The sequence below is a fragment of the Nonomuraea sp. NPDC001684 genome, assembly GCF_053596515.1.
Genome location: NZ_JBSFGJ010000001.1, coordinates 85,188 through 104,335 on the forward strand (window position 1 = coordinate 85,188; position 19,148 = coordinate 104,335).

The following is a 19,148-nucleotide window of genomic DNA, read 5'->3' on the forward strand; positions in this document are numbered from 1 at the left end:
CTAGTAAGCCCCTTCTCCACGGGTGACGACGGACCAGGTCTTCCACAGGATCTGCAGGTCGAGCAGGAGTGACCAGTTCTCCACGTAGCGCAGGTCGAGCCGGACGGATTCCTCCCACGTCAGATCGGAGCGCCCGCTGACCTGCCAGAGGCCGGTCATGCCCGGCTTGACCACCAGACGGCGGCGCACGTCGGCGCCGTACCTGGCGACCTCCTCCGGCAGCGGCGGCCGGGGGCCGACGAGGGACATCTCACCACGGATGACGTTGAGCAGCTGCGGCAGCTCGTCCAGCGAGTAGCGGCGCAGGAACGCGCCGACGCGGGTGATCCTTGGATCGTTCCTTATCTTGAACAGCACGCCGTCGAACTCGTTCGCCGCGAGAAGCTGGTGCTTGAGCCGTTCGGCGTCCACCACCATCGTGCGGAACTTCACCACCCGGAACTCCCGGCCGCCCCTGCCCACCCTGGTCTGGTGGAACAGCGCGGGCCCCCGGCTGGTGAGCCTGATCACCAGGGCGAGCGTCAGCAGCGGCAGCGCGAGCACGAGCAGGGCCGCGCCGGCCACCAGCCGGTCGAAGGCCGCCTTCACGAGCTGCCGGGTGCCGTCGAACTCCGGGTGCTCGACGTGCAGCAGCGGCATCCCGGCCACCGGCCTGATGCTGATGCGCGGGCCGGCGACGTCCATGAGCGCGGGCGCGACGAACAGGTCGGTGCGCGCGGTCTCCAAGCTCCAGGCCAGCCGGCGCAGCGCCGCGCCGTCCAGCTCGGGACAGGCCAGGACGGCCACCGCGTCGGCCCGCGAATGGGCCACGACCTCGGCGACGTCGCCGAAGGAGCCCATCACGGGGATGCCGTCGAGGTCGACGTCGAGCGTGTCGTGCGGCAGGCAGGCGCCCACCACCTGCATGCCGTGGTGCGGCTGGCGGCGGAACTGCACGACGAGGTCGAGGATCGACTCCCGGTGCCCGACCGCGATCACCTGCCGCATGTACTCGCCGATCGCCCGCCTGCGATGAAGCCGCTTGCGCATGCGGTAGCGGAAGTAGAGCGTGGCCAGCAGCACCAGCGGCAGCATCGCCATGACGAAGCTGCGCGCGATGGCCGTCTGCGTGGCGTAGGCCAGGATGGCCGTGGTGGCCATCAGCCCGATGCCGCCGGTGAAGACGGCCTTGAACTCCTCGGTGCCCTCGCCGTTGGCGCGCTGACGGTACGCGCCCGCCATCATGAGCGCGACCGGCCAGACGACGAGCAGGCCGAGCCCGAGCACGTACTCGGCGATCGGCACGTACACGCCGGAGGCCAGGCGTACGCCCAGCACGCACGCGCACGCGAACAGCGCGCACGCCGTGTCCCCGCCTAACAGGAGCCGCAGATACGCCCGGGTCCAGATGTTGGACTCAAGGCGTGGCGCGGCCTCGAGGAGCACAGCAGTGGACTCCCCAGTCCCCACCCTCATAGCACCACCCTGTGATAACTGCTTTCACCGCGATAACAGGACGTTCCTTGTGCCGCATAGGTTGACAATGACCCATGCGTTATCAAGGGCGGCGGCCCCCACTAAAGAGTAAAGATCGATTCCAACCTGGGGAATAACGGGAAATGTCCACAATCGGACGTCGATCTAGGGGTTTCGGGGGTTGACGGAACGATCCAAAAGTGCAGCATCAGAGCGAGAAAATGTGAGGTTTATGGCGACATTTCGCCAGGTGACCGGGAGGCGGAGCCGCTAGTCGTACTCCAGGTCCGGCAATGCGGACGGCGGATCAGGGCTGCGCCACACGACCACAACTCCGTCACGCACGGAATCGGCGGCCAGGTTCAGCCGGTCGAGATCGAAATCGGGCAAGTAGCGTAGCCGGGCGACAAAGGTGGCATCGGTCGCGGAACGCGGCACCACGCAGCCTTCACCGTCCCGATCGAGCAGGATGTAGTGGACGTCTTCCCCGGATTCGGTGGCGACACGGACCTCCACCACGTCCTCCCACGCGAGGGCTTCGACGCTGCCGTCGGCGTAGTGGCGGGTGACGCCCTCTTCGGTGACATATACGTAGGAGTCCGGCATCGGGTTGCCGTGCATGGCCGCGATTCTTGCGAGTTCCGGGGCCGTCCCGCAAGGGTTCGCGCTCAATGACGCACATGAGCCACCCGTTCAAGGAAGCTCGGGACTGCCCCAGTTGTGGCTGAGATGCGCCGCGACGGCCGCCCGCGCCGCCTCCACCGGGCCGGCCGCGATGGCGTCGAGCAGCTCGCGGTGCTCGCGGATCAGGACGTCCCGGTCGCGGTAGACCTGGCGCAGGCGCACCATGCCGAGCCTGGTCTCGGCGGCGAGCGTGGCGTAGAGACGTTCGAGCCGCCGGCTGCCGGCCGCCTCGATCAGCGCCTCGTGCAGGGCCATGTGCTCGGCGACGGTCGCCGACCAGGGCGCGTCGGCCGGCAGCTCCGCCCACCTGAGCAGCGCGGCCTCGGCGTCGGGCACCCGGCGGCCGGCCACGGCCTGAGCCATCAGGTCCTCCAGGGGGCGGCGCACGTACATGAGGTCCTGGAGGTCCGAGATCGTCACCTCGGGGACATAAGCGCTGCGGTTGCGCTCCCGTCTGAGCAGTCCCTCGTGCACCAGGCCGGCCAGCGCCTCGCGCACGGTCGGCCTGGCCACGCCGTACGACGCGGCGATCTCCTGCTCGGGCAGCGGCGTGCCCGGCGCGATCTCGCCGGAGAGCACGCGGGTGCGCAGGGCGTCGGCGAGCGCGCCGACCGTGGAGACGGGTTTGAGGGGCAACATCACGGCTGTGATGCTAGTGCCGTTTCCCTGCCCTGCTCGCTGCCCCGGGCTCTGCCGCGTTCCGGCACGGCCACCGCCACCAGCCCGAGCACCAGCATCACCAGCCCGGCGATCGACAGCGGGGCCAGCCGCTCGCCCAGCACCAGCAGGCCCAGCAGCGCGGCGACGGCCGGCTCGGCCAGCGCCAGCGTCGAGGCCGTGGCGACCGGCGTGGTGCGCAGGCCGCGCCCGTACAGGATGTAGGACAGCGCGGTGGTGCCGAGGCCCAGGTAGAGCACGGCGAGCAGCCCGCGCGGCTCCCCCAGCCAGCCGACGCCGTTGACCAGCAGCACCGGCAGCATGACCAGGGCGGCGCCGCCGAACAGCACGCCCATCACGGCGTCCGACTCGGCCCCCTTCTCGATGGCCCTGGCCGCGGAGACCGCGTAGAAGGCGTAGAGCAGGCCGCCGAGCAGCGCGAACAGCACCCCCGACACCATCTGCCCGCCCGCCTGCGCGCCGCCGCCGCCGATCAGCGCCGCGCACCCGCAGACCGCCGCCGTGGTCGCCAGCGCCCACCGCCCGCTCGGCCGCCGGCCGTGCAGCACCCAGGACAGCAGGCCCGTGAACACGGGCCCGCTGCCGATCGCGACCACCGTGCCGACGGCCACGCCCGTGCGGCCGACCGCCGCGAAGAAGCACAGCTGGTACGCCGCCACCGCCAGGGCCGCCGGCACCAGCACCGGCCGGAACGCCCGCCGGACGCCGGCCCGCGCGAGCAGGCCGAGCGCGGCGCCGCCGATGACCAACCGGGCCGCGGCCAGGGCGACGGAGTCGGCCGAGACCAGCAGCCCCGCGGTGCCCGCGGTGCCCCAGAGCGCGGAGGCGCCCACGACGGCGAGAGGTCCGTTCTTCATGCCGCCATTGTCAGACAATTAGACAATTTCGTCCAGCAGGCCGTCCAGCATGCGGTCAGCGGGGGCGGCGACGTCGCCCGCGTAGTCGTCCAGGACGGCGAGCGCGTCGTGCACGTTCGGCAGGCTTCGGCGCGGCAGCTCCAGCAGCGGCTCGCCCTCCGCGGTGATCCCGCCCGCCACGTGGAAGGCGTCGCCGGAGACGGTGAGGGACACCTCGAAGCGCACCTCGCGGCCGTCGGGGAGGACGAAGTCCGCGCCGGTGCGCACCCCCGAGGGCGGGACGAAACAGGAGAAGGGACGGCTGCGCACGAAAGGGTGGCGTAAGCCGGCGAGGATCTCGGCCGCCCTGCTCAGGGCCGCCAGCAGCCCGGCCGCGGCCCGGCTCTCGCTGTCCACCCGAAAAAGGGTAGTTCACCCCGCCACCACGTGACCAGCGCACCCGATCACTCCGCCACCACGTGGCGCACCCGATCACCCGGCCCTCCCGGGCTCCCCGGCCGCCGGACCGTCCGCGCCGGGAGCAGTCGGCCCCCCGGGCCTCCGCAGTGGGATCAAGCCTTCCCCATGCGAGCGTCGCCCCCCGCGTCCTCCGCGGCGGGAGCGGGCCGGGCGGGTCAGTCGGTGGCGAGGCGGGCGTGGCGCTCGACGTCGAGGCGCACACCCTCGTGGCGGAGCTTGCCGCGCTCGACGCCCTCCGCCCGGAACCCCGCCTTGGTCGCCACCCGGCACGACGCGGGGTTGTCGGTGCGGTGCCCCAGCTCCAGCCGGAAGAGCCCGCGCTCGCCGAACGCCCACCGGGCCAGCGCCTCGGTGGCCGCCGTCGCGATCCCGAGCCCCCGGTGCGCGGGCAGGACCCAGTAGGACACCCACCCGTTGTCGTGGGCGTCGATCCCGGCCACGGCCACGTTGCCGACCACCGCGCCGCCCTCGACGGTCACCGCGAACGCGTGCCCGACGCCCGTCCAGGACGTGATCCAGCCCACCGCGTCCTTGAGCGTGACGACGGGGAAGGACGACTGGCGGCGCAGATCGGGCGTACGGAACGCGCGCAGCACGGCCGGGGCGTCGTCCTCGCGCCACTCGCGAAGCCGGATGTCGACGGGGGTCACGCTGCCCGAGACTACCGCCGGCTCACGAGGGCGCGATCTGGTGCTCCGCCTCGAACGCGCTGACCAGCGGCCGGGGCGCGGTCAGGCACCACGCCTCGGCCATCAGCTCGAACAGCTCGTCGATGTCGATCTTGCCGAGGTGGACGACGACCCACCCGAAGCGCCCGGCGGTGAACTGCACCTCGAACACCTCGGGCCGCTCGGCCACCAGCGCGAGCTGCTCCTCGATCGTGGCCTTGACCCCGACGGTCTCGGTCTTCTCCCACAGGTAGCCGAAGCCCTTGCCGTGGACCTTGAAACCGACCCACTCCGCGCTGGGATGCTCGGTCACCTCCGGCAGCCCGCGCACCAGATCGAGGAACTCGTCGACGCTCACACCCATGCCGACCTGTCTACCAAACCCGACCGACAACTCCGCCCGCTCAGCGGTAGTAGCGGACCTCGATGACGTTGCGGTCCGGGTCGGGGAAGAAGATGGTCTCGGGGGCGATGCCCTGGGCGCCGAAGGAGTTGGAGCCGGTGCCGGTGACCTCGACCCCGTGGTCCTTCAGCCGCACCTTGAGCGCCTCGAAGTCCTCTCTGCTCACCGACAGGCAGAAGTGGTTGATCTGGTGTCCGGCGCTGCCCGTCACCCCCGTGCCCTCCTCCACGCCCTTCGACACGTCCTGCGCCATCAGGTCGATGATCGTCTCCTCGGCGATCCGTACACTCGGGAACCCCGCTTTGCCCTCGCGGAACTCCTCCCCCCGGACCCCCGGCAGGCCCACCACCTGCTCGTAGAAACGCAGGGCGGCAAGCTGGTCGGAGACCCAGAGAACGAGATGGTCCAGACGCGCATCCATGTAATAGATCCTCCATTCCCGTCCAATATCCGTTGCGCGCATGCCGCTGTCCAATTGAGGACTCCCGGGACGGACGATCGTCCCCTGATCGAAAGACGGGATTCACGCGGGGTTCCCCTGTCCCGGCGGGGGCCGATCCGTCATGATTTCTCCCATGACGGTGACCGTGCGGACCGAGCCGATGCCCTTCGTCGTACGGGCCGCCAGGTTTCTCATGACGCTCCAGGTGGCGTTCGGGCTGGTGGCAGTCGTCTCCCTGGGCGCCGCGGCGTTGTCCGTCCTCGCCCCCGGCCCGCTGCTGCTGGTCGCGTGGGAGGCGGCGATCCTCGGGCTGACCGGCTGGCTGTTGGGCCGGTTCGGCAGGCGCGCCATGTGGGTGCGCTGGGCGGTCGTCGCCCTGGAGGTGCTCGTCGTCACCGACTACGTGGTGCTGCGGCTGATGGACTCCGGCGGCCTCGACCCGGTGCGGCTGCTCGTCGCGAACGCCCTCGGGCCGGTGCCCGTCGTCGCCCTGCTGCTCCTGCCGCCGTCCTGGCGCTGGTTCTCGCGGCAGAAGCGGACGGATGCCCCCTCTTGACAGGAATGGGCGAAGATCGTCCATGATCGGGCATGAACGCGTTGATCCGGGCGGCCCTCGTGGGGGCCGTCGTGGGCCTGGCACAGGCCGTCATCGCCTTCCACGGCCCTGAGGACGCCGCGGGCAACCTGCTGCTGATGTTGTTCGCGACGCTTCCGGCCGGGATGTTGCTCTCCTGGTACGCCATGTTGCGGAACTGGTGGCTCGTGGCGCTGCTGGGGCAGTTCGCCCTGGTCGCGCTGTACGTCGGCCTGACCATGACCGCGCCCTTCTCCGCCCTCCTCGCCTTCGGCGCCTGGCGCGTCGGCCTGATCACCATGGCCGCCGGGGCGTGCGGCTACGCGCTGGGAGCGGGGATCGCCCTGCCCGTCGCCACGCCCCTGCGCCTCTCGGCGGCCGGCGTGGCCGCGTCCGTGTTCCTGGCGGCCTGGGCGAACCACGGCGTGACGGCGCTCGCCGCACAGGCGCAGGCCATGGCCGCCCGGAACGCCACGAACGTCGTGCCCGACCTGCCCGGTTTCCGGCTGACCGAGGTGGAGATCCACCACCCGGACCTCAGCCTCACGTACGAGCGCGCCGACGCCGTCACCGTCGTGGTCGATCTCCGAACGGAGAGCGCGCCTCCCGAGCACGCCTGCGAGCAGGAGAGCAGCACCTCAGACTTGATCTGCACGAAGGCGGCGCCGAACCTGTGGGTGCTGAGGTATCCCCGCGGCACGGTCCTGTTCGCCGCCCACGGGAACACCCTGCTGCGGATCGCCGGCGGCGACGTGCCCGAGAAGCAGTTGCTCGCCGCCGCGCGCGCCCTGCGGCCCGTCGGCCTCTGGGAGCTGGCCGCGCCCGCGTACGAGCGACCGTGATGCTGCCAGGCAGCCGGAAAGTGATGAAAGATGCTGGATAGGCTGGGGTTCAGCGACGAGGAGGAGGTCGTCTACCTGGAGCTCCTGCGCCGCCGCCGGGTGACGATCCCCGACGTGGGCGAGGCGCTGGACCTGCCGGTGACGGCCGTGACGGCGGCCGTGACGCGGCTCGTCGCGCTCGGTCTGGCCAGCCGCGACAACACCGGGTTGTACATGGCCGTGCCCCCCGACGTGGGCCTCGGCACGCTGATCGCCGAGCGCCAGGCCGCGTTGCAGCAGGTGCAGGGCAGGCTGGCCGAGCTGGTGGAGGTCTACCGCACGGGCGCGGCCTCGCCCGCGGGCGAGATCGAGGCGCTCACCACGCCGGAACAGCTCGCCACCTGGCTCGGCAACCTGGAACGCGGCGCCCGCCGGGAGGTGCTGGCCTTCTTCCGGCCCCCGTACGTGCTCGACGTCAACCTCGACGACTCCACCAACGCCCTGGCCACCTACCGCTACGTGTACGAACGCGCCGCGCTGGACGACCCCAGGGCCCCGGCCGAGATCGCCAGGTTCCTGAAGGGCGGCTACGAGATCAGGATCGCCGCCGAGCTGCCCAGCAAGATGATCATCGTGGACCGGGAGGTCGTGCTCCTGCCCGTCCTGCCCGACCAGACGAGCGTGGAACCGGGCTTCCTCCTGGTCAGGGGGCAGTCCCTGGTCCATCTTCTGGTGGAGTTGTTCGAGCGGGTGTGGCAGGCGGCGACCCCGCTGCGGCTCACCGCCACGAGCGTGACCGAAGGGGTCGCGGCCTGGGACGACACCGATGTCACGCTGATGACGTACCTGCTGTCCGGGATGCCGGACAAGACGGTCGCCAGCCGGCTCGGCACCAGCGAGCGCACCGTCCAGCGCCGGATCCGGCGGCTGATGAAGCTGGCCGGGACCGACAGCCGCATGCAGCTGGCCTGGTACGCGGCCCGGTCCGGCATGATCCCGCCGTGAGGGGCGCCCCCGCCGGGGACGCCCCTCACCTGGAACTATCGGCTTAGCTGGTACGCGCGGGTCACGATCTGCTCGACGGTGCCGCCGTCGGCGTCGGTGGCCTGCACGCGCAGCGACACGAACCCGCCGGGCTTGGCCGGGTTCCTGATCGTGCCGGTGAAGGCCCGCTCACCGGCCCCGGCGAGCCGTACCGGCTGCCAGGTGGCGCCGTCGTCGGCGGAGGTCCACAGGGCGGCCCGGGTGATGCGCGGCCCCGCCAGGCCCTTCGGGTAGCGCAGGCCGAGGCCGACGCGGGTGGGGGCGTTCGCGTGGGCGCTGTTGGTCTCGTCCACGTCGAGGTCGTAGTCGATCGACAGGACCGGCAGCAGGTCCTGGGCGGCCACCTGCTGCGAGTGGAACGTCCAGTCGGTGCGCACCTTGGTGGAGGTCGTCCAGAAAGGTGCGTTCCGCTGCACGTCGGTCACCACGCGGTACCGGGCGCGCTCCGGCACCACCGGGAAGGCGACGGCCGCCGACGGCGCGGAGCCCAGCAGCTCGCCGTCGCGGTAGACCGTCGACTGCTCCTTGTCGGCGGAGGCGCGGAACAGGTACGTCTGGCCGGGCGCGGTGTCGAACAGCCCGCCCGCGAAGAGCACGCCGATCGCGCCCTCGCGGACCGCCGACTTGTCCACCGCGGCCGGCAGCGCCGTGCGGACCACCGCCTTGTTCCAGTCGCGCGACACCCGCTGACCGGCCTTGAGCACGGACGGCGCGGTCTGCTGCCACGCCTGGCCGCCCTCCCAGACCGAGCCCACCTGCATCGACTCGAAGGTCCGCAGGTCGGCCGTGACGTACTCGGTGAGGGGCCGCGGGATGACCATCCGGGTGAAGACCTGGTAGGCCGTGCCCTGCATCGGCGAGACCAGCGCCCGGGCGTACCCGGCCTCCGTGTCCGGCGCCGAGGCGTGGAACGACGACTGCACGGTGGCCAGCTCTGCGTCGCGCACCTTGTACCGCTGGTCCGCCGGGACGCCGCCGTTGCGGTACTTGACCAGCTCGTAGGCGTACGGGCTCACCGCCGTGCCCGAGAGCCGGACCTGAAGCCTGCCCTTGGCCGCCGCCGCGGCCAGCCGGGCGCCCTGCTCACCCGCGAGCGTCATCGCCGGGATCCTGGTCGGCGACGTGCTCCAGTTGTCGGCGCCCCAGTTGTCGGGCTTGTCGTTGTAGATGATGACCGCGCCCGCTCCCGCGGCGGCCGCGTTGTCGACCTGCTGCTGCGGCGTGAGCTCGGCGCTGCGCTTGACCAGCGCGAGCCGTCCCCGGACCGGCTGCCCCACGTAGTCCTCGGGACGCCCGCTCCCGGCGTCCGCGGCCCGCAGGACCTGGGCGCCGTCGATGCGCGCGGAGCCGGCCCGGCCCCGGAAGTAGGCCGGCTCGATCGGCTCGGCCCCGGCGCCGAGGACCTGGGCCTTCAGCTCCGGCGCGGTGAGCGACCAGGCGACCCGGGACTCGAAGCGGCTGCTCGTGCCCTGGGACGGGACGGAGTACACCTTCGTCTCGCCGTTCATCCACTGTTCGAGGCCGTAGGCGCTGGTGCCGGCCGCGCTCTGGACCGACAGGCCGAGCCGGACCCTGTCCGTCTGGTTCGGCTTCGGGGTGTCCATGGTGACCTGTCCGGCCTTGGCACCGTCGAAGGTGATGGTCCGGTCGGAGTCGATGACCGCGCCCGGCTCGGCGCCGTAGGTGTACTCCCAGACCCGGTTCCCGTCGGCGGCGTAGTGGAAGATCTCCGCCATGAAGGCGTGCTCGCCCCGGGGCAGCCGGACCTTGGCGGTGCCGTCCGCGCCGATCAGGTAGCTGTCCGGAAGGGCCAGCCTGTCGAGGTTGATGTCGTGCACGACGGCGGCGCCGGTGGTCGGCTTGCCGTCCCGGTCGAGCACCTTGAGGGTGACGTCGAAGCGCTCCACGTCCCGGACGAAGCCGACGGCCGTGGTCACGACCGTCTGGCCGTCGGCGGTGGTCGCGGTGACGTGCGCGCCGTGCGCCCCCGCCGGCACGGCCGAGGTGTTGACGGTGACGGCCGCCGACGCGGTGCCGTGCGCCGGCACGGTCACCGTCTGGGCGCCCAGGGTCAGCGCCGTGGCCGGCAGGTCCTCGCCCGCGCCCTTGGCGGCGAGCGTCAGGGTGACGGGCTGGTCGCCGTCGTTGACGTACTCGATCTGCTTGGTGACCGGCTCTCCGGCGTCCCAGTCGGCGAGCCTGAAGTCGATCACGCCGGAGCCCGAGACGGGCTGGCGTACGGCGCGGCTCACGTCCACGCGGCCGGCGCCCTGGCTGTGCACGGGGGTGCCGGCCGTCGTCCGCGCCGTGCTGACGAGCTGGTTCTTCAGCCTCGCGGCGGTCCAGTCGGGGTGCCGCTGCGCGAGGATGGCGGCGGCGCCCGCCACGTGCGGCGTGGCCATAGACGTGCCGCTCGCCGTGGTGTACGAGCCGTCCACCGGCGTGCCCATCGAGGTGCCCGCGGCGCGGGCCGCCACGATCTTGAAGCCGGGAGCGGTGATCTCCGGCTTGAGCGCCCCGTCGCCGCCGCGGGGCCCTCGGCTGGAGAAGTCGGTGACCGCGTCCGCCGAGTCGACCGCGCCGACGGTGAGCGCCGCCTCGGCCACGCCGGGCGAGCCCACCGTGGTCGTCCCAGGGCCGCTGTTGCCCGCGGCGATGGTGAACAGCACGCCCGTCTCGGCGGTCAGCTCGTTGACCGCCACGGCCATCGGATCGGTGCCGTCGGCGCCCTCCTGGCCGCCCAGGCTCATCGAGACGACCTTCGCGCCCGAGTGCGCCGCCCAGTTCATCCCGTCGAGGATCCACGACTCCATGCCGGCGCCCTCGTCGGCCAGCACCTTGCCCACGATCAGCCGGGCGCCGGGCGCCACGCCCTTGTACGTGCCGCCCGAGCCCGCGCCGCTGCCCGCGATCGTGGAGGCGACGTGCGTGCCGTGCCCGTGGCCGTCCTTCGCCGTCTCGCCGGGGACGAAGCTGCGGCTCTCGGCGATCCGGTCGGCCAGGTCGGGGTGCTCGGCGTCCACGCCGGTGTCCAGTACGGCGACCTTGACGCCGGTCCCGTCGTAACCGGCGGCCCATGCCTCGGGGGCGCCGATCTGCGGCACGCTCTTGTCGAGCAGCGTCTTGACCTTGCCGTCCAGCCAGAGCTTCTCGATGCCGCCGGAGAGCCGGGCCTTGGGCGTTCCCGCCTTGGCGGTGTCGTCGTCCACGGCCTCCCAGAACGCGCCGCCGCGCTTCTTGTCCGCGGCGACGGCCGCTCCCCGGATGCCGGGCAGGGACCGGGTGAGCCGGCCGCCGTCGGGCGGAGCGGCCTTGGCCAAGCCCTTGCCGGTGTAGCGGACGATGGTCGGGATCGACTCGCTGTGGGCGTCGTCGTACCCCTGGGCGATGAGCTGGGTGACGTTGAACAGCCGCTTGTCCACCTGGCCCGAGGCGACCAGCGGCGCGGCCTCGTTCGGCAGCACGTACACGTCGCCGCCGACCGTGTAGGTGCGCAGGGCGCCGGCCGACCGTTCGCCGGGGGTGACGGTGACCGAGACGGGACGGCCGGCCTGGCTGGCCACGGTGACCTCGTCCCCGGTGATGAGGGTGACCCGCGCGGTGGTGACCGACGACGCCGGGACACCGGTGACGCCGGCGGCGGGGGCCGTCGCGTCACCGTGGGCGCTTCCGGTGCCGGCCGCGACGAGCGTGGCGGCGAGGGCGGCGCTGAGCAGCGCCGCTCTACGACTGAATGGCATGGCGGTGGCTCTCTTTCTACCGGTTGGGGGGTTGCGCAACCGGCAGAACAAAGTTTCGCCAGAAAGGGACGTACACACCATGACTAGGGCATGGCGGACAACCGACATGTCAGGTCGTCGCCACCGGCCGGGTCAGCACCGGTTGTCAAGGCGTGAGGTCGCGGGCGGTCCCGCCCGCGACGGCCCCCAGCTTGTCGGGGTTGGCGACGTTGTGGACGGCGGTGATGTGCCCGTCGGCGTCGAAGTCGAAGGTCACGGTGGCGACGACCTTGCCCTGACCGCGGAACACCACGCCGGGGCCGCCGTTGATCTCGGCGAGCTCGGCCCGCATGTCGCCCGGCTCGACGCCCTGGTAGGAGACCGTGCCGATCGCGGCGAACCACGCGGCCACCGTCTTCGCGCCCACGACCGGACGCAGCGCCTGGCGCACCTTCCCGCCCCCGTCGGTCCACAGGGTGACGTCAGGGGACAGCAGTTCCATGAGCGTGTTGATGTCGCCGCCGGTCGCGGCGGCCAGGAAGCGCCGCGTGACGTCCCGCTGCCGCGTCCGGTCCGCCGTGAAGCGCGGCCGCCGGGCCTGCACGTGCTCCCGCGCCCGATGCGCGACCTGGCGCACCGCCGCCTCGGAACGCTCCACCGCCTCGGCGATCTCGGCGTGGCTGAAGCCGAAGACCTCCTTGAGCACGAACACCGCGCGTTCGAGCGGGCTCAGGGTCTCCAGGACCACCAGCATCGCCGTCGAGACCGAATCTGCGCCCGCGACGTCGTCGGCGGTGTCGCCGCTGGTCAGGATCGGCTCCGGCAACCACGGCCCCACGTACGTCTCGCGCTGGTACTGCGTGGACCGCAGCCGCTGCAGGGCCACGTTCGACACGATCCGCGCCAGGTACGCCTTCGGATCCGCCACCTGCGAACGGTCGTCGGCCGACCACCTGATCCAGGCGTCCTGGACCGCGTCCTCGGCGTCGGCCGCCGAGCCGAGCACGCGGTAGGCCACCGAGAACAGCAGCTTGCGATGCTCGTCGAAGACCTGCTGGTCCTGCTCCGGGTACGCGCGGCTCATCGCCCGGCGCCGATCCGGGTGAACCGGCCGCCACGCGGCCAGAGCGCGCCGGAGACCGGCATCTTCTTCATGCGGAGGTACGTCGGCCAGGGTGCTGCGGTCACCGTCTCCTTATACCGTGCGGCCGTGCGACCGGTGAGATACACCCGGCGCGGGCTGTCGTCGGGGTGGGTGAACTGCACGACCCCGTCGTTGCGGCCGAGGCTCACCGGGGTGTGGTAGTAGCCGAAGCGGAACGGCTTGAGCCGCCGGCCGTCCAGGGCGCGCAGGATCGACACCGCGGCGTGCACGCCGGTCGGCATGCCGCTCTGGCAGGTGCCGTGCATGACGCCGTAACCCTGGCGGATCGCGGCGGCGTCGCCGAGGGCGTACACGTCCGGGTGCGAGACCGAGCGCAGGAAGGCGTCGGTGACGATCCGGCCGCGGTCGTCCACGGTGAGCCCGGCGGCCGCCGCCAGCGGCGAGACCCGCGTGCCGCTCGTCCACAGCACGACGTCGGCGGCGACGCTCTCCGCGTCCGGTCCGCACACCACCTCGACCGATCCGGGCAGCACCTTCGTGACCTCGACGCCGCTGCGCACCCGGACGCCCAGCCGGGCCAGCGCCTTCCTGACGTACTCCCTCGGCCCGGCCGCCATGGCCGCGCCGGGCTCCTGCCTGCCGAGCAGCACGACGTCCAGCTCGGGGTGGCGCTCGGCGATCTCGGCGGCCGACTCGACGCCGGTCAGCCCACTGCCGCAGACGGCCACCGTGCCCCTGCCCAGCCGGCCCAGCCGGGCGGCCAGCGCCTCGGCGTCCGGCACGCTGTCCAGCGTGTACGCGTGCTCCTCCACCCCCGGCACCGTCACCGTGTCGGCCACGCTGCCCAGCCCGTACACGAGGGTGTCGTAGTGCAGGACCTGGTCGTCGTCGATCCGCACGCTCCTGGCCCGCACGTCCACGGCGGTCACCCAGCCGCGCACGAACCGGGCCCCGGTGCCCTCCAGCAGCTCAGGGATGCGCATCTCGGCGACCTGCTGCCCGCTCGCCACGACGTGCATCCGCAACCGCTCGGTGAACCGCTCCCGCGGATTGACCAGGGTCACCCGGACGTCCGTCCGCCCCTTGGTCCGCGCCGCGAGCTGAATGGCCGCCGCCATCCCCGCGTACCCCGCCCCCAGCACCAGGACGTGGTGCGGAGCCTTACCGTTCTCGCGCTGTGTGGTCATCGCCGTGCCCTTTCATGCGGTGCGTCTGACCACGTGATGCAAGCTCCCGCCCCATCCGTGACACGCCCTTGCTGTGATCCGCGCCACACGCCCAGAACCAAGCGGGTCCCGGCGGCATCCAACTGTTCATGATCGGCGTGACGCTCTCCCTGCTGCTGGCCCTGTCCCCGGCGGCCGTGACCGAGATTCCGAAGAACTTCCTGTTCACCGAGCGCGAGGCGCGCGTGCCGCTGAGCCCGGACGACGCCGCCGAGCAGGGATACAAGATCAGCGACAGGCTCACCGCGCCCTTCGAGCTGAACCCGTGCGGGCATCGGCGGGCCGTCGACCGGGGCCGCACTGCCGCCCGCACGATCACCTACTGGAGCAGCGCGCCCAGCAACTCGGCCGAGCAGCTCGTCCTCTACAAGAGCCCGCGGGCCGCCCGTGCCGCGCTCGCCGGCCTGCGCGCCGAGGCCGGGCGGTGCGCGCGCAAGGGTGACCCGTCGATGCCCTCGATCAAGGTCCAGTGGCGGACGACCAGGGTGAAGGCGGGGGACGAGGCCGTGGGCATGGGCTACCGGACCTGGCAGGACGGCAACGTGAACCAGACGGTCACCGGGGTCGTCGCGCGCCGGGGCAGCGCGCTGATCATCTACCGGACCGACGAGGGCGACTACGACCCCGGCCGGCTCACCAAGAACGCCAGGAAGATGGCCGTCAAGGTCTGCGGCCTGCCCGGCGTCTGCTAACCCGCCTGGCGCGACGACAACCGGTCCAGCAGGACGGGGACGACCGTGAGCGCGGCCAGCCCCGCGCCGATCCACGGGACGGCGGCGACCCCCGCTCCCGCGTCCAGCACGACGGCGGCCGGCACCGGCACCAGGCTGATGCCCAGCTGGAAGGCCGAGACCGTGGTGGCCCCGGCGAGCGCCGGCGCCCCCGACGCGATGGCGAACACGCGCCCGTAGATGGCCGGGTTCAGCACGAACCCGGCGACGCCGAGCAGCAGCACCAGCGGCACGACGGCCGCGACATGCCGCCCGAGCACCGCCAGCAGCACGGAGCAGGCCGCGATCCCGAGCGCCCCCGCCAGGAGCGCGTGGGTGGGCAGCCGGTCGGCGATGCGGCCCCCGACCGACAGCCCGGCGAAGGCCCCCACGCCGAACAGCGTCAGGATCACCGGCACCCACACCCCGGGCACGCCCGTGACCTGCGTCAGGAACGCCGCCAGGTAGTTGTAGGAGATCATGTAGGCCGCGGTGCTCAGCAGGGTGACGGCGTACACGATCCACAGCTGCGGCCGGCGCATCGTGCGGAGCTCGCCGCGGACGCTCGCCTGCCCGTGCCCGCCGGTGGCGGGCAGCGCCACGAGCGTCAGGACGGCGCCGGCGACGGTGAGCACGGTCACGGCCCAGAACCCGCCGCGCCACCCGGTGAAGTAGCTGATCATCGCTCCGGCCGGCCCGCCGGCGATCATCGCCAGGCTCAGCCCGCTGACGACCACCCCGGACGCGCGGGCGGTGCGGTCCGCCGGGACCAGCCCGATCGCGGTGACCGCCGCCACCGCCCAGAACCCCGCGTACGCCAGACCGGAGAGAAAGCGCGTGACCAGCAGCACCGGATGGCTGTCGGCGAGGATGCCGATCGCCACGCAGGCGGCGAAGGCCGCCTGGGCGACCACCAGCGTCGTCCGGCGCGGCCAGCGGAGGGTCATGACGGCCAGCGGCGGCCCGCCGATCACGACCCCCGCCGCGAACGCCGAGATCAGCCCGCCGGCGGAGGCCAGCGTGATCCGCAGGTCCGCGGCGACCGCCGGCAGCACCCCGGCGAGCAGGAACTCCGCGCTGCCCATCGAGAACAGGCTGAAGGACAGCAGGTAGACCCCCAGCGGTAACCTGCCGCGGGCGACCGCCGCCCCTCCGGTGGCCGTGGCGCTCATCGGTCCGCCCCCGCCGCGCGCAGGGCCGAGGCGAGGTATTCGTCCAGGACGTGCCGGGGAGCGGCTCCCGTCCAGGAACCGGCGGGCCGGCCGCCGGCGTACACCACGAAGGCGGGGACGGCGGTGATGCCGTGCCGGGCGGCCAGGCCGGGCTGGTCGTCCAGGTCGGCCCGGACGACGTCCACCTCGCCCGCGCGGTCGGCCGCCAGGCTCTCCACGATCGGGGTGACCATCTGGCACGGACGGCACCAGGCCGCCCAGAACTGGATCAGGACCGGACGTTCCGCCTGGAGGACGCGTTCGGTGAAGTTCTGCTCGGTGACGCTGCGCACCGAGCCGGGAACATGCGCGGGCATGACGAAGTCTCCTTGCGTGCGGGGGCTAGCGAGCCAGGACGGACGTCGCGCGGCGCCGCTCGACGGCGTCCCGCACCTCTTCGTCCACCAGGTCGGCGTTGACGGCGGACGCGGCGGCCGAACCCATCCCCGCCGCCGTGACGACCTGCGCGCGCGGGTCGACGACGTTGCCCGCCGCCCAGACGCCGGGCACGCTGGTCCGTCCCGTCCGGTCGGTGACGACCCAGCCGGCGTCGTCCTTGTCGCAGCCCAGACGGGTGAGCACCTGGTCCTGCGGCGCCATGCGCGGGAACAGGAACACGGCGGCGCGCGGCAGCACCCGCCCGTCGGCGAGCTCGACGCCGCGCAGCCGTCCGTCCTCGACGACGAGGTGGTCGATCAGGCCCCCGACGATGCGCACGCCGCGGGCCTCCAGCCGGTCGCGGTCCTCCGGCGTCAGGTCGAGGGTGTGGGTGAGGAAGACGACGTCGTCGCTCCACTGGCGCAGCAGCAGGGCCTGGTGGACCGCGCCCGGATGCGTGCCGAGCACCCCCAGCGGCTGGTCGCCGACCTCGTGGCCGTGGCAGTAGGGGCAGTGCAGGACGTCCTTGCCCCACCGCTCGCACACGCCGGGGATGGCGGGCAGCTCGTCGTACAGGCCGGTGGCGACCAGCAGGCGGCGGGCGCCGAGCACCGGGCCGCCCTCCAGCCGCACCGCGAAGCCCGGTTCGACCTCCTCCACACGCCCCCGGACGAACCGCACGCCGTACCGCTCTATCTCGGCCCGGCCGAGCTCCAGCAGGGTCGCGGGCGGCAGGCCGTCGCGGGACAGGAAGCCGTGCATGTGCGCGGCCGGGGCGTTGCGCGGCGCGCCCGCGTCGACCACGACCACCTTGCGGCGCGCGCGCCCGAGGAGCAGGGCCGCGCTCAGTCCGGCCGCCCCCGCGCCGACCACCACCACGTCGTACTCGGTGTCCTTGCTGTTCATCGCCGTAGTCATGGCGATCACCTCCAGCCCCGATGGTGCGATCCGGCACGCGGGGACGACAACTTCTGTTGCCATTTCTGGGAAATCGGAGGTGGAATGGACCCCATGGAGCAGCAATCGCGGATCGACGCCACGCTGGCCCAGGTCGGCGCCCGGCTCAGACACCTCCGCACCCAGCGCGGCGTGACCCTGTCGGCCCTGGCCGAGGCCACCGGCATCTCCAAGAGCACGCTCTCGCGCCTGGAGTCGGGGCAGCGCCGGCCCAGCCTGGAGCTGCTGCTGCCGATCGCGGAGGCGCACCAGGTGCCGCTGGACGAGCTGGTCGGCGCGCCGGAGGTCGGCGACCCGCGCGTCCGGCTCAAGCCGGTGGTCCGCAACGGCCGGACCGTGCTGCCCCTGACCGCCCAGCCCGGCCCGCTGCAGGCGTGGAAGTCGGTCATCCCCGCCGACCAGAACCAGCCGCAGCCCGTCACGCACGAGGGCTATGAGTGGATGTACGTGCTCTCGGGACGCGTCCGCCTGATCGTGGGCGACCACGACCTGGTCATGGGGCCCGGCGAGGCCGCCGAGTTCGACACCCACCTGCCCCACTGGTTCGGCCCCGCGGGCGATCATCCGGTGGAGGTGCTCAACCTGTTCGGACGGCAGGGCGAACGCATGCACATGCGCGCCCAGCCCCGCCCCCGGCAGCCGTCCTAGAGGTGTCCGGTCACTGGCTGGTGCAGCGGGTGGGCCGCACCACGATGACCACCCTGCGCTCGGCGTCGCCGACGGGCCGTGCGTAGTCGAGGCCGTACCGCCTGGCCAGCACGTCGAAGAAGTCGCCCTGGGGGTCGGGTTCGACCCGCTCCACCGTGCCCCGCACCTCCAGGTAGCGGTACGGCTGCTCCGGATCGTTGACCGAGATCGCCACGTGCGGGCGGGCGCCGGCGTTGCGTCCCTTCTGCCGGTCGTTCGTGGTGGTGAAGCGCAGGAACTCGCCGTCCCAGATGGTCCACACGGGCGTCACCTGCGGGGTGCCGTCGGGCATCAACGTCGCCAGATGGACGTACAGGGGACGGGTCAGCAGGTCGAGATGGCTCTCCGGAATCACAGACATGCCCGGAACACTATCAAAGCTTTTATGATCATAAGAGCTTTGAGTCCCTGCCGACTTGTAGGCTCCTGGCATGGACATGCCCCCGGAGGAGCGGCTCGGCCTCGACGTCAAGCGCGCCGAGCAGCGACTCATGGCGGCCAAGCACGCCGCGGTCAAGACCGCCGGACTGACCGTGCCCCAGTACGCCGCCCTGCTCGCCCTCCACGCCAACCCGGGCATCTCCGCCGCCGCCCTGGCCAGGGAATGCCTGGTCACGCCGCAGGCCATGAACGTCGTACTGAAGAACCTGCTCGAACATGGCCTGATCGAGCGTTCCCCCCATCAGTGGCACCGCACCATGCTGGAGACCCACCTCACGGACGCCGGTCGCGAGGCGCTGCGGGTGGCGGACGAGGCAGCCGTGATCATCGAACGCCGCATCTCCGCCGCCTTCACCGCCGAGGAACGCGCCACCCTCCGCACCCTCCTCACCCGCTTCACCGACGCGATCTGACCAAGCGCCGGGCCAGCTCCTCATCCAGCCGGGGAGCCATGGCGATCATCCGCAGCGGCCCTGCCGAGGATCAGGTCGGCCATCCGCAGCAGCCGGTCCACGTACGTCCTCGCCTCCCGGCCACGCGCTCGCCACCGGATCCAGCGCAGGTCGCGGGCGCTGCTGACGAGCTGCTCGCGCAGCTGGTCGGTGAGCGCCTTCCCCAGAGACACGGTC

At 72.3% G+C, this 19,148-nt stretch carries 22 protein-coding genes; 6 read left to right on the forward strand and 16 right to left on the reverse strand.

Annotated features, from left to right (window positions below; genetic code table 11):
- The 8 genes from ACWCSD_RS00435 to ACWCSD_RS00470 form a co-directional block, all read right to left on the reverse strand.
- Complete coding sequence (locus ACWCSD_RS00435; protein WP_397154513.1) at positions 1-1,455, reverse strand: sugar transferase; 1,455 nt, start codon at positions 1,453-1,455, stop codon at positions 1-3.
- A 270-nt stretch (positions 1,456-1,725) separates the two neighbouring features.
- A complete protein-coding gene (locus ACWCSD_RS00440; RefSeq protein ID WP_397154515.1) occupies positions 1,726-2,076 on the reverse strand; it encodes a hypothetical protein in 351 nt (116 codons plus the stop codon).
- 72 nt (positions 2,077-2,148) lie between these two features.
- Positions 2,149-2,778 carry a GntR family transcriptional regulator gene (locus ACWCSD_RS00445; RefSeq protein ID WP_358290759.1) on the reverse strand — a complete coding sequence of 210 codons (630 nt, stop codon included), beginning with the start codon at positions 2,776-2,778 and terminating at the stop codon, positions 2,149-2,151.
- Positions 2,778-3,674: a DMT family transporter gene (locus ACWCSD_RS00450; protein ID WP_449912173.1), complete on the reverse strand. Its 897-nt coding sequence runs from the start codon at positions 3,672-3,674 to the stop codon at positions 2,778-2,780. The genes ACWCSD_RS00445 and ACWCSD_RS00450 overlap by 1 nt, the downstream gene beginning before the upstream one ends.
- Positions 3,675-3,692: 18 nt before the next feature.
- A complete protein-coding gene (locus ACWCSD_RS00455) occupies positions 3,693-4,070 on the reverse strand; it encodes a hypothetical protein (RefSeq protein ID WP_358290119.1) in 378 nt (125 codons plus the stop codon).
- A gap of 218 nt (positions 4,071-4,288) precedes the next feature.
- Complete coding sequence (locus ACWCSD_RS00460) at positions 4,289-4,783, reverse strand: GNAT family N-acetyltransferase (RefSeq protein WP_449912175.1); 495 nt, start codon at positions 4,781-4,783, stop codon at positions 4,289-4,291.
- Positions 4,784-4,805: 22 nt separating this feature from the next.
- The gene (locus ACWCSD_RS00465; protein WP_364327188.1) at positions 4,806-5,165 is read right to left on the reverse strand and encodes an MmcQ/YjbR family DNA-binding protein; all 360 of its coding nucleotides are present in this window, start codon (positions 5,163-5,165) and stop codon (positions 4,806-4,808) included.
- Between the two features lie 40 nt (positions 5,166-5,205).
- Positions 5,206-5,625, reverse strand: coding sequence for a VOC family protein (locus ACWCSD_RS00470; protein ID WP_397154522.1), 420 nt, complete (start codon positions 5,623-5,625; stop codon positions 5,206-5,208).
- Positions 5,626-5,779: 154 nt separating this feature from the next.
- On the opposite strand from ACWCSD_RS00470, the gene ACWCSD_RS00475 reads away from it, so the two are divergent.
- The 3 genes from ACWCSD_RS00475 to ACWCSD_RS00485 are packed head-to-tail and all read left to right on the forward strand — an operon-like array spanning position 5,780 to position 8,046.
- A complete protein-coding gene (locus ACWCSD_RS00475) occupies positions 5,780-6,202 on the forward strand; it encodes a hypothetical protein (protein WP_397154524.1) in 423 nt (140 codons plus the stop codon).
- A 32-nt stretch (positions 6,203-6,234) separates the two neighbouring features.
- The gene (locus ACWCSD_RS00480) at positions 6,235-7,062 is read left to right on the forward strand and encodes a hypothetical protein (RefSeq protein ID WP_449912178.1); all 828 of its coding nucleotides are present in this window, start codon (positions 6,235-6,237) and stop codon (positions 7,060-7,062) included.
- 30 nt (positions 7,063-7,092) lie between these two features.
- Positions 7,093-8,046, forward strand: coding sequence for a helix-turn-helix domain-containing protein (locus tag ACWCSD_RS00485; RefSeq protein WP_397154528.1), 954 nt, complete (start codon positions 7,093-7,095; stop codon positions 8,044-8,046).
- A 35-nt stretch (positions 8,047-8,081) separates the two neighbouring features.
- Here the strand turns inward: ACWCSD_RS00485 and ACWCSD_RS00490 are convergent, their stop codons facing one another.
- The 3 genes from ACWCSD_RS00490 to ACWCSD_RS00500 form a co-directional block, all read right to left on the reverse strand.
- Positions 8,082-11,825: a S8 family serine peptidase gene (locus ACWCSD_RS00490; RefSeq protein ID WP_449912181.1), complete on the reverse strand. Its 3,744-nt coding sequence runs from the start codon at positions 11,823-11,825 to the stop codon at positions 8,082-8,084.
- Between the two features lie 145 nt (positions 11,826-11,970).
- Positions 11,971-12,888: an RNA polymerase sigma-70 factor gene (locus ACWCSD_RS00495; RefSeq protein ID WP_397154532.1), complete on the reverse strand. Its 918-nt coding sequence runs from the start codon at positions 12,886-12,888 to the stop codon at positions 11,971-11,973.
- A complete protein-coding gene (locus tag ACWCSD_RS00500; RefSeq protein ID WP_449912183.1) occupies positions 12,885-14,096 on the reverse strand; it encodes an NAD(P)/FAD-dependent oxidoreductase in 1,212 nt (403 codons plus the stop codon). Before ACWCSD_RS00500 ends, ACWCSD_RS00495 begins: the two co-directional genes overlap by 4 nt.
- A 128-nt stretch (positions 14,097-14,224) precedes the next feature.
- On the opposite strand from ACWCSD_RS00500, the gene ACWCSD_RS00505 reads away from it, so the two are divergent.
- Positions 14,225-14,827, forward strand: coding sequence for a hypothetical protein (locus tag ACWCSD_RS00505; RefSeq protein WP_449912185.1), 603 nt, complete (start codon positions 14,225-14,227; stop codon positions 14,825-14,827).
- Here ACWCSD_RS00505 and ACWCSD_RS00510 read toward each other — a convergent pair.
- Genes ACWCSD_RS00510 through ACWCSD_RS00520 form a run of 3 tightly spaced genes read right to left on the reverse strand, consistent with a single transcriptional unit; the run spans position 14,824 to position 17,352 of the window.
- Positions 14,824-16,017, reverse strand: coding sequence for an MFS transporter (locus ACWCSD_RS00510; RefSeq protein WP_449912187.1), 1,194 nt, complete (start codon positions 16,015-16,017; stop codon positions 14,824-14,826). The genes ACWCSD_RS00505 and ACWCSD_RS00510 overlap by 4 nt on opposite strands.
- Entirely contained in the window at positions 16,014-16,373 is a 360-nt protein-coding gene (locus ACWCSD_RS00515) for a thioredoxin family protein (RefSeq protein WP_397154542.1), read from the reverse strand. The genes ACWCSD_RS00510 and ACWCSD_RS00515 overlap by 4 nt, the downstream gene beginning before the upstream one ends.
- A 25-nt stretch (positions 16,374-16,398) precedes the next feature.
- Positions 16,399-17,352 (reverse strand): NAD(P)/FAD-dependent oxidoreductase, encoded by a 954-nt coding sequence (locus ACWCSD_RS00520; RefSeq protein ID WP_449912189.1) that lies wholly within the window; start codon positions 17,350-17,352, stop codon positions 16,399-16,401.
- 93 nt (positions 17,353-17,445) lie between these two features.
- Here ACWCSD_RS00520 and ACWCSD_RS00525 point away from each other — a divergent pair, with 93 nt between their 5' ends.
- Positions 17,446-18,039 (forward strand): helix-turn-helix domain-containing protein, encoded by a 594-nt coding sequence (locus tag ACWCSD_RS00525; RefSeq protein WP_397154544.1) that lies wholly within the window; start codon positions 17,446-17,448, stop codon positions 18,037-18,039.
- Between the two features lie 10 nt (positions 18,040-18,049).
- Here the strand turns inward: ACWCSD_RS00525 and ACWCSD_RS00530 are convergent, their stop codons facing one another.
- The gene (locus tag ACWCSD_RS00530; RefSeq protein WP_358290172.1) at positions 18,050-18,439 is read right to left on the reverse strand and encodes a PPOX class F420-dependent oxidoreductase; all 390 of its coding nucleotides are present in this window, start codon (positions 18,437-18,439) and stop codon (positions 18,050-18,052) included.
- A gap of 70 nt (positions 18,440-18,509) precedes the next feature.
- Here ACWCSD_RS00530 and ACWCSD_RS00535 point away from each other — a divergent pair, with 70 nt between their 5' ends.
- The gene (locus tag ACWCSD_RS00535) at positions 18,510-18,932 is read left to right on the forward strand and encodes a MarR family winged helix-turn-helix transcriptional regulator (protein WP_397154545.1); all 423 of its coding nucleotides are present in this window, start codon (positions 18,510-18,512) and stop codon (positions 18,930-18,932) included.
- 20 nt (positions 18,933-18,952) lie between these two features.
- On the opposite strand, the gene ACWCSD_RS00540 is transcribed toward ACWCSD_RS00535, so the two are convergent.
- Entirely contained in the window at positions 18,953-19,144 is a 192-nt protein-coding gene (locus tag ACWCSD_RS00540; RefSeq protein WP_397154546.1) for a hypothetical protein, read from the reverse strand.
- Between the last annotated feature and the right edge of the window lie 4 nt (positions 19,145-19,148).